We start from the raw sequence: 6,122 nt of genomic DNA, 5'->3' as shown, positions 1-6,122 counted from the left end.
ACTCGGCGTAGAAATGGTGGGTGCATACTATTCAAATTTGTACGGGCAAGAAAATTTCGTTTATGCGATCGTCAGTACCGTGGAAGAATTGTTTGAAATGGTGGGCGTTCTTGTCTTGATTTCGGCGCTGATGTCATACATAAATTTATATGTGAAGGAAGTGGGATTGCGAGTTCGCTTTAGCGATCGACAGGTTGTGCGATCGCTTAATTTGCAGTAAGCTGAGAAAAGGGTAAAAACGTGGTAAAATTAAGAGCATCTAGGCATTGTCTACAACCACTTAGGACAATATGAAAAAGCGATTAATTACCATCAACAGGCTTTGAGCATTACACGTTCAATTGGCGATCGAGTAAGGGAACGTAACGCACTAGGCAATTTACATTATGTCCGGTTGCATCGGGAGCGGAAAAATTTTGGCTTCCATCTGTGTTCATCTGTGGTTATCTGTTTTCATCTGTGGTGAAAATTTAACCAACGATTCAGCACAGACAATCCTCAACATCATTCTTACACTACCGATGCTACCATACCCGATATTACTAATTATAACGGTTTTAGTTGAATACAAAATAGAAACCCGGTTTCTTCAAGAAACCGGGTTTCTAGTCTTTTCTTCGAGAAACCGGGTTGGACGTAATCATCTGAAAGCGGCTTTAAAAAGTGCGATCGCACTTCATAAAAAAGCTACATTTAGGATGTCAAACCTCCGTTATCATCTTTGCCAATAACCGTAGGTTGTGCGGGAGAAGTTGGCATTGCTGTCGTTTTTCGAGGTGATGAATCAGAAATTTGCCGCTTTGCTACTGTCGGTTGCTCTTTCGGCGATAATTTCACATCTGCTGACATTTCACCATCTAAAGAAACAGACGGTTTACTGCCATCATTACGCACCAAATGACTGATTTGTCCAATTACTTCTCCTAACTTTCCATCTTCCAACAATGTGTTAATCAGCGCCAAACCACTTGTTGAAAGTAACAGTTTATTCACATCACCTGCACCATTACCATTGTGACCGTTTGCGCCTGGGAAAGAGTAAATGCGGGTATCGCCCAAAACACCCGGCTGCGGTGCCAAAGCTTGCACAATTTCTGGCAGTTTCTCTGACAATTCCGGCCAAATAGCGGTAATAATCTTGGCACTTAGATTGGCATTGCTGATCGTATTTTCGGCAGATATCTTCGCTTCAATACCTTCCGCTTCTGCCAAAGCTTTATCGCGGTTAGCTTGTGCCAAAGTGCGAATAGCTTCTGCTTCCAACTCTGCCGCTTGTTGAGCGATTTCTGCTTGCCTTCTGCGTCGGAAAACATCGATTTCGACGACGTTTTGATCGGAAATGCGACGTTCTTGCGCTTCCCTCTCAGCTGCGATAATCGAAAGTTGCTTATCCCGTTCCGCTTTTTCAACCGCGCTGGCTGTTGTAACGGCTGATTCTGCTTTGGCTTTTTGTGCTTCCGCAACGAAACTGTCTCGTTTTTTGTTAGCAACTGCAATGGCGACATCTTCTTGGGCTAATTTTGCTTGTCTTTCCGATTCGGCTACTTGCACTTGCGCTTGCAGTTTGGCAGCTTCTACATTTTGCAGCCGCGCAATTTCAGCTAATTCTGATTCGCATTTTTGCAATGTTTGGGCTACTTTCAGTTGTTTGTTGCGTTCTTCCAAAGCGATATCTGCATCGATCTGGCTTTGTTGAATGGCTAATTTTTTGCCAATTTCTTCCTCTTCTACGGATTTAGTTTGTAAAATTTTGGTGCGTTGCACTGTGGCAGCTTCTCGCGCTTTTGCTTCTTCAATTTCCCGCTCTTTTTGAGCCTTCAATGCTTCTACTTGCAATTGCTGTTCCAGTTTGGCAGCTTCTTTCTCTTGGGCAATTTGCAGAGAGCGCTTTTGGGCATCCAGTTCTTTTTGTTCGATCGAAACTTGGGTTGTCAGTTCAACTTCTCGTTTTTGCTGAATCGATTTTTGGATAGTTTCCGTTCGCAGGCGCACACCTTGAGCGTCGAAGAAATTGTTGGTATCGTAGGTATCTCCTTCTTCAATTTCCGAAATGGCGATGTTATTCAGGGTTAAACCCACTCGTTTCAAATCCGGTTCGACTAAGTTTAAAACTTCTTGGGCAAACCCTAACTTATCGGAATCGATTTCTGCCAAATCCTTAGTTTTCGCTGCGGCACGAATGGCATCGTCTGCCCGTTTTTCCAAAGCATTTTTGATGTTCTCTGGCGTAATCTTCCCTTGTTGGGAAAGTCGAGCGGCAGCAGTTAGCACATCTTCTTCCGATGCAGTAATACAGACATAAAAGGTAACTCTCATGTCCGCTCTCAAATAATCTTTGGTACGAACGGCAAGTTTACCAGTGCGCTCAACATCAATGGAAATTTCTCTCAGGGGTACGCGGGTGAGTTCGTGAAATCCTGGCAGAACAATACAACCGCCGTTGAGGAACACGGTTTTCTTCTTCATAAAAACGCCGCCAGTTCTAACAAAAGCTTCGTTAGTGGGGGTAATTACATAAACCCGCGTATAAGCCCAAATGCTTACCAGCAGCAATACAACCAAAGCAGCAACAAGTCCGGCGAAGAAAGTAACTCCTCCACCTAATACATCCGCTTGTGCTAGTGTTGGCTGAATGGGTGCAGGATGAAGTGTTTGCGCCATTAACGCAGACCTCGAATCTTGCGAATTTACGTTTGTTTGCGGCTGTGTCGGTGCAGTTTCAGCAACGGTAGCGATGGGTAAAGATTGAATGAAAGTTAGCCAAAAGAGCATGGCGATTTAAACCTATTGCAAAGTTTTGATTTTCGTGAGACGAGGTGGGCGGTGCCGACCCTACTTAACTTTTCGGTTGTTTTTTGTTGAAGTTTCTAACCAATGGTCTAGATCGGAACTCTCGTTGACGATGACGAGATAATATTGAGGCAGCCGATCGATCACCAATACTTTTTGACCTCGGCAAGGTATAATTTTTGCCCATTCCGGTAATGCGGCACTGATGGTGACAAGATTGCGAGCTGAATCGATCGCATCTACCTGACCGATTTTGCCTTGGTTTTCCACAGGAATACTGGCGGAACTAACCGTACCAATGCAACCAATAATGCGATCGCTGCTGGCATCTTCCCCAAAAGATGCGAAAATTTTACCGAGCGGTCGAGCGATCGCACTACCTACAAACAAACTGATTACCAGCGCCAAAAGCGCTACAATTCCTGCCAAAAAACCTTTGGGTGCAATACCCCAGATGTTGCCTATTGCCACGTTGAGCATCCAGCCAATCAGTCCTAAAAGACTAAAATCAGTAGCCAGCAACAAGATTAGCGGTGCTTTACCAAAACCCAACCATCCGAGTATTTGCAAAGCGTTAAAGTCACCGTTGCCATCAGCGTCTGTGTCGAAGTGCAAACTACCCGCATCTGCATCAACATCGACATCCGCATCGGCGTCTAAATCGAGATCGTCGTCTCCCCCACCGGAAAAAATGACTAACAGGAACAACGAGACTCCCATTCCCAGGAAAATCCAGTAAGGTAGGTTGACTGGGTTAAACAGCATAGAGCGATCGTCTGTCTTCGGTATGAGAAACAGGCAAAACTAACTCTAAAGTAGCTGCCATACAATCATATGTAGGGAGAAACGTTAAGATTTTTAACCTATGAAGCTGAAACGACTGGGGCACGTCGCTATTTGCGTGCATGATATTGACAAAGCAGCTGAGTTCTACAAAAACTTGGGCATGGAGTTAGTCTGGAAAGATGCAGACTGGGCTTATCTCAAAGCTGGACAAGATGGTTTGGCGCTGTTGAGTCCGGGTTACGATCAAGCAGGGCCGCATTTTGGCTTTGTTTTCAGCGAGCGTGAGGAAATGGAAACTGCCTACGAACAGCTGAAAGCCCAAGGAGTTCAAGTCACCCGTATTCACGAACATCGCGATGGCACCGCCTCTTTCTACGGTCGCGATCTCGATGGTAATGGTTTTGAGTATCTTTACGAACCAGTACCTGTTGCTGCTGCTAGCAAGAATTAGCTGAGAATCGATCGCAAAAGTCAAATTAGAGATGTTTAGACGGGACTTACGCAAAGCAAGAGCGTGCGTAAGTCCTATTAGACATCTCCAACATAGAAGTGAGTAGTGGTGTGAAAAGTTGAGTGAATGGTTGATTTTGGTCAAAGACGATCGCTTTTTAATATTTCATAGAAAAAAGCAGCGATAATGCGGGAGCATCGCTGTCGCGATCGCACTCTCTAATTCATTTTGGCACGCTCCCACTTTATAATCTAAGTAGCCCGATTGTAACCTCACGCCTTCTATCGCGCTATTCATTCTCTGCTACAATATAATTACAAAATGCCTATTCCACCAGAAATCACTGCTCTTGTCGAGCAATTAAATCAAGAACTTAATCAAATTGAGCAGGAGGCTACCACAGGACTTACCTTAACTAGAACTATCCTCGATCGCTTTCCCGAAAATGCTAGATTAATTCAGTTTTTTGTTTCTTTTAGCAGTGCTATGCTATTTGTTGAGACACAAAGAAGAAGAATTCGCAGTATAGTAGAAAACCTTTCGGCAACCGAGACAAATACAGAGGAGGAAATTCAGGAAGCTGGGGAAGATTTGGCAGGTGAACTGGGTAGAGTATTAGAAACTAAAATGTTAGTTAATAATCTAAAAAATCGGTTGGAGAATTTGCAATGACAAAGCCATCGTTGAATGAACAACAATTAGCTGAATTAGATGAAGTCCTTAATTTTGCTAAAGAAGTTGAACAAAAAATAAAAGAGTTTAGTGAAGAATCAGAGAAAATTGCTCAAAAATGGCAACGTAGAGCGGAGGATAAACGGGCTGCGGCTGTACAGAAGTAATTAAAGAAGGGAAGATTTGATGATAAATGAGTAGCAATATGCGGTTCGTCAGCTGCGCGATCGCACTTTATTTTGGAAGGCGATCGCTTTTTAATATTCCATAGAAAAAAGAAGCGATCGCACCCCCATCCCCACCAGCACTTGCATCCCAAAAAGTACGATTGCGCTCTCGTCGCACGCTGCGCGATCGCACTCTTATCCCCACCAGCACTGACATCCGAAAAAGGGCGATTGCCTACGGCACGCTACGCGAACGCACCTACATCCATCGCACTATCTAATTCCACAAAAACGATCCTTTTAAATGATTTTCAGGTATAGACTTTTCCTTAATAGACATCATCATGGCTACCAAGGTTGAGCAGTAAAATTGCTTCTTCGGAGTCAGTTGTGACAGTGAACTCAAACAAAATGCGATAACTGTAATCAATTGAAGCTGACCAAATCCCATCAAACTCACCAGATAGTTTGTGAGTTTTGAGAGTAGGATGAAAGGGATCGGTTGCAAGTTGTCGAAGGGTTTCTTCTATCGCGCTTCGCAACTGCGGATTTTGCCGGATTAGGCGTTTGTATGCTCGCAAAGATTTGGGAGTCCAAGCAATTTTTCTCCAGTATCTAACTCCTTGAGGAAATCGTCTACAGAACCAAATTTAATTACGCCTTGAGAGGCTTCTTGACGAATTTCTCCTATTTCTTGAAGTAGTTGTTCTCGGCGTTTTCTCTGTAGTCGTTTGAGCAAGATTTCAACGACTAGGTTTTGTTCCTCAAGCGATAGGGATTCTACGGTATCGATCGCTTGCTGGAGTCGTGAAGTTTGTAAGGATTCCGGCATGGGTAGTGTAGCTTGTGTTAGCTCAATTATAGCTATGATCTGAGCGATCGCTTTTTAATATTCCATAGAAAAAAGAAGCGATCGCACTCACATCCCCACCAGCACTGACATCCGAAAAAGTACGATCGCACTCACATCCGAAAAAGTACGATCGCACTCACATCCGAAAAAGTACGATCGCACTCTCATCCCCATCAGCACTGACATCCGAAAAAGTACGATCGCACTCTCATCCCCATCAGCACTGACATCCGAAAAAGTACGATCGCACTCTCATCCCTACCAGCACTGACATAGCGAAAAGGGCGATCGCACTCTTGTTCCGAAAGTGCGACGCTCGATTGGAAAGGATTAGTAATGGCGTTAGCTACAGACACAGAGAAAGCGAGATCAACTCATTCCCACCAAAGAACAGATAAATCAG

General features: G+C 44.1%; 9 protein-coding genes and 2 pseudogenes. 5 read left to right on the top strand and 6 right to left on the bottom strand.

From position 1 onward, the window contains the following. Positions 1–220, top strand: a pseudogene (locus H6S82_RS14760) (hypothetical protein); the annotation flags it as partial. A gap of 45 nt (positions 221–265) precedes the next feature. Then, positions 266–322, top strand: a pseudogene (locus H6S82_RS34375) (hypothetical protein); the annotation flags it as partial. Positions 323–693: 371 nt separating this feature from the next. On the opposite strand, the gene H6S82_RS14750 reads toward H6S82_RS34375, so the two are convergent. Together H6S82_RS14750 and H6S82_RS14745 are read right to left on the bottom strand one after the other, a co-directional pair. After that, positions 694–2,772 carry a flotillin family protein gene (locus H6S82_RS14750; RefSeq protein ID WP_190473138.1) on the bottom strand — a complete coding sequence of 693 codons (2,079 nt, stop codon included), beginning with the start codon at positions 2,770–2,772 and terminating at the stop codon, positions 694–696. A gap of 60 nt (positions 2,773–2,832) precedes the next feature. Next, positions 2,833–3,555 carry an OB-fold-containig protein gene (locus H6S82_RS14745; protein WP_190473136.1) on the bottom strand — a complete coding sequence of 241 codons (723 nt, stop codon included), beginning with the start codon at positions 3,553–3,555 and terminating at the stop codon, positions 2,833–2,835. Positions 3,556–3,655: 100 nt separating this feature from the next. Here H6S82_RS14745 and H6S82_RS14740 point away from each other — a divergent pair, with 100 nt between their 5' ends. The 3 genes from H6S82_RS14740 (at position 3,656) to H6S82_RS14730 (ending at position 4,866) form a co-directional block, all read left to right on the top strand. Next, positions 3,656–4,027 carry a VOC family protein gene (locus H6S82_RS14740; protein WP_190473133.1) on the top strand — a complete coding sequence of 124 codons (372 nt, stop codon included), beginning with the start codon at positions 3,656–3,658 and terminating at the stop codon, positions 4,025–4,027. Between the two features lie 321 nt (positions 4,028–4,348). Beyond that, positions 4,349–4,699 (top strand): restriction endonuclease subunit S, encoded by a 351-nt coding sequence (locus H6S82_RS14735; protein WP_190473130.1) that lies wholly within the window; start codon positions 4,349–4,351, stop codon positions 4,697–4,699. Further along, positions 4,696–4,866: a hypothetical protein gene (locus H6S82_RS14730; protein WP_190473128.1), complete on the top strand. Its 171-nt coding sequence runs from the start codon at positions 4,696–4,698 to the stop codon at positions 4,864–4,866. The genes H6S82_RS14735 and H6S82_RS14730 overlap by 4 nt, the downstream gene beginning before the upstream one ends. 67 nt (positions 4,867–4,933) lie before the next feature. Here the strand turns inward: H6S82_RS14730 and H6S82_RS14725 are convergent, their stop codons facing one another. The 4 genes from H6S82_RS14725 to H6S82_RS14710 form a co-directional block, all read right to left on the bottom strand. Next, positions 4,934–5,083, bottom strand: coding sequence for a hypothetical protein (locus H6S82_RS14725; RefSeq protein ID WP_190473125.1), 150 nt, complete (start codon positions 5,081–5,083; stop codon positions 4,934–4,936). 112 nt (positions 5,084–5,195) lie between these two features. After that, positions 5,196–5,447 (bottom strand): type II toxin-antitoxin system RelE/ParE family toxin, encoded by a 252-nt coding sequence (locus tag H6S82_RS14720; protein ID WP_199315548.1) that lies wholly within the window; start codon positions 5,445–5,447, stop codon positions 5,196–5,198. Beyond that, positions 5,426–5,698, bottom strand: a complete 273-nt coding sequence (locus tag H6S82_RS14715; RefSeq protein WP_190473122.1) for a hypothetical protein — start codon at positions 5,696–5,698, stop codon at positions 5,426–5,428. Before H6S82_RS14715 ends, H6S82_RS14720 begins: the two co-directional genes overlap by 22 nt. Positions 5,699–5,892: 194 nt before the next feature. Further along, positions 5,893–6,075, bottom strand: coding sequence for a hypothetical protein (locus tag H6S82_RS14710; protein ID WP_190473118.1), 183 nt, complete (start codon positions 6,073–6,075; stop codon positions 5,893–5,895). Positions 6,076–6,122 lie beyond the last annotated feature (47 nt).

Origin of the sequence: Planktothrix sp. FACHB-1355, from assembly GCF_014748295.1 — a bacterium.
In the GTDB taxonomy this organism is placed as follows: Bacteria; Cyanobacteriota; Cyanobacteriia; order Cyanobacteriales; family Aerosakkonemataceae; genus Aerosakkonema; species Aerosakkonema funiforme_A.
Note: the sequence above shows the minus strand (reverse complement) of the source record. Positions and strands in the feature narration are given on the sequence as shown.

What these genes read in the sequence shown, in the direction of transcription:
- H6S82_RS14750 (WP_190473138.1), bottom strand. Translation starts at nt 2,772, where the DNA reads ATGCTCTTTTGGCTAACTTTCATTCAATCTTTACCCATCGCTACCGTT.
- H6S82_RS14745 (WP_190473136.1), bottom strand. Translation starts at nt 3,555, where the DNA reads ATGCTGTTTAACCCAGTCAACCTACCTTACTGGATTTTCCTGGGAATG.
- H6S82_RS14740 (WP_190473133.1), top strand. Translation starts at nt 3,656, where the DNA reads ATGAAGCTGAAACGACTGGGGCACGTCGCTATTTGCGTGCATGATATT.
- H6S82_RS14735 (WP_190473130.1), top strand. Translation starts at nt 4,349, where the DNA reads ATGCCTATTCCACCAGAAATCACTGCTCTTGTCGAGCAATTAAATCAA.
- H6S82_RS14730 (WP_190473128.1), top strand. Translation starts at nt 4,696, where the DNA reads ATGACAAAGCCATCGTTGAATGAACAACAATTAGCTGAATTAGATGAA.
- H6S82_RS14725 (WP_190473125.1), bottom strand. Translation starts at nt 5,083, where the DNA reads ATGTCAGTGCTGGTGGGGATAAGAGTGCGATCGCGCAGCGTGCGACGA.
- H6S82_RS14715 (WP_190473122.1), bottom strand. Translation starts at nt 5,698, where the DNA reads ATGCCGGAATCCTTACAAACTTCACGACTCCAGCAAGCGATCGATACC.